This is a genomic window from Hymenobacter terrenus, from assembly GCF_000972495.1.
GTDB classification, from domain to species: domain Bacteria; phylum Bacteroidota; class Bacteroidia; order Cytophagales; family Hymenobacteraceae; genus Hymenobacter; species Hymenobacter terrenus.
This window is the reverse complement of record NZ_LATM01000087.1, coordinates 1-2,465: the sequence shown is the minus strand read 5'-3', so window position 1 is coordinate 2,465 and position 2,465 is coordinate 1. Positions and strand designations below refer to the sequence as shown.

1 protein-coding gene is annotated in these 2,465 nt (G+C 56.8%); it reads left to right on the top strand.

The genetic code is table 11. The features are described from left to right. Nucleotides 1-645 precede the first annotated feature (645 nt). A complete protein-coding gene (locus WX88_RS28445; protein WP_197076990.1) occupies nt 646-2,325 on the top strand; it encodes a GEVED domain-containing protein in 1,680 nt (559 codons plus the stop codon). The last annotated feature ends 140 nt before the right edge of the window (nt 2,326-2,465 follow it).

Here is a 2,465-nt window from a genome sequence, read left to right as displayed (position 1 = left end):
GCGGCATCTATGTCGACATCCTCAAGCAAGCCGTCATCAACGTGACCTACTCAGTCGGGGAGGAGAAGCTGGTCTTCGTCGGGTTCGACTTCTTATTTTAGACTGGCCCGTAAACGAACGGTAGAGGCGCCTATTCGGCGCGTCGCTGCTTACTGGTGCCGGACTCCCTCGCCCTGCCGTAACCGGCAGGGCTTTTTTCGTGCTTCAGGTTATGGGTGGGCTACCGGGAAGAAGCACCAAACTCGGCAGGTGTTTCGGTTTGACTGCAATGGAAATACATTAATAATTAGAGGTGTCGATGGGAAATTCCTTTTATATTTTCTCGCTCATTGGTGAGCTTAGACTGCTATAAATAAGACGTGATTTATTTGACTGAACAATGGATTTTTAACTAAATGAGGTGATTATTGAAAGAATTAATGCCTAAAAGCGGAATTCTATTGCAATTATCGCAAATTGCTTAATAGATTGCCACCATATTTATTTCTCCACGGTTAACTGCTTTTTTGAGATGAAAAAAACTGTCTACGCAGCAGCACTAGGGCTCATGGGCCTGGGGCTAGCGTCTACCCCGGTTAGCGCCCAAGCGCCTANGCGTCTACCCCGGTTAGCGCCCAAGCGCCTACCCGCCGCACGTGCGGCAGCATGGAGCTTTTGGAAGCCCAGATGCGTGCCGACCCAGCCCTGGCTCAGCGCCTGGCGAAAATCAATAATCAGGCTGTGGAATACGCCAAGCAGCCCGACAAATCAGCCCAGCGCTCCACCGCCGTTACCGTGACCATTCCCGTGGTCGTGCACGTGCTCTACAACACCACGGCCCAGAACGTCTCCGACGCCCAGATTGCCTCGCAGATTGCGGTGCTCAACGAAGACTTCCAAAAGCTGAATGCCGATGCGGCCAACGTTCCCCCCGCCTTTGCTTCGCTGGTAGCCAACGTAAACATTGCCTTCGTCCTGGCTAAGCGCACTCCTACGGGCGCCGCCACCACCGGCATCGTGCGGAAATCAACTACCCGGACCAGCTGGCCGGTAGACAACCCGCAAACGGGGGAATTTTATGAGTACATGAAGCGCAACAGCGACGGCGGTTCTGACCCCTGGGATACCAGCAAGTATCTCAACATCTGGGTGTGTAACATGGCCGGTAGTACCCTTGGCTATGCGCAGTTTCCCGGCGGCCCCGCCGCCTTGGACGGCGTAGTGATTCTAACTTCGGCATTCGGTAAAGGTGGTTCCGCCACCGCGCCCTTCAACCTGGGCCGCACTGCGACCCACGAAGTGGGGCACTGGCTGAATCTGCGCCATATCTGGGGTGATGATGATGGTGCTTGCACCGGCTCGGACCTGGTATCTGACACGCCCAACCAAGCCGACGAAAACATCGGGGTTCCAAACTACCCGAACCCTTCTTGCTCGAACACCAGCGATATGTTTATGAACTACATGGACTATACTGATGACCGGGGCATGTACATGTTCTCGACTGGCCAAAGCACGCGCATGAATGCGCTGTTTGCTACGGGCGGTGCCCGCGCCAGCTTGCTTGCTTCGCAAGGCGGAGTGGCGCCTACTGGCGGTGGCACTACCACGCCTCCTCCCACCACTGTTACGTATTGCGCCAGCAGGGGCAGCAGCCAGGAATTCGAGTACCTCGACCTCGTGAGGTTGGGCAGCATCAACCGCACTTCGGGGGCTGATGGGGGCTACTACAATGGCACCGCACTGAGCACGAGCGTAGCTCAAGGCTCGTCACAGACTATCAGCTTCTCGGCGGGCTTCAGCGGCCAGGCTTACACGGAGTACGTGAAAGTGTACGCCGACTGGAACCAGAACGGCGTGTTCACCGATGCCAATGAACTGGTGGTATCGGCTCCCGGCAGCACTAGCGCGGCTACTCGCACGGGCACCTTCACGGTACCAACTGCCGCCAAAATCGGTAAGACTCGCCTGCGCGTCGTACTGAGCGACGGCAGCGGCACGGCTAGCTGTGGTTCTTACAACTATGGCGAAACGGAAGATTACAGCATCACGGTGACCGGCAGTGCAAGTGCTACGGCTCGCGAGGATAATTCCAACCGTGCGGCCGACCAGTACACGGTGTACCCAAACCCGGCCACGGAGGTGCTGAAAATTGCCCGGCCGCTGAATGCCGACTCCGAGGAGCCATTCACCGTGCACGTGCGTGACCTGACCGGCCGCGAAGTGCGCGGCCTGCACCTGGAAGGCAATGGCCAGCTCAACATCTCCTCGCTAAAGACGGGCACTTATCTGTTAGATGTGAGCGACCGCCACACGACCACGCATCAGCGTTTCGAGAAGCGGTAAGCTCGTAGCGTCATTTAAAGTGCGCTATGCGCGACGATAGAGAGGCCCTGGCTGTACAGTCAGGGCCTTTTTGTTCGTAGTCAGCAGCCCAATTCCGCGGGGCGCATCGGGTACCAGCATACCTATGGGGACTACCGCTT

Coding starts and splice junctions, on each gene's coding strand:
- WX88_RS28445 (WP_197076990.1), top strand. CDS start 646: ATGGAGCTTTTGGAAGCCCAGATGCGTGCCGACCCAGCCCTGGCTCAG.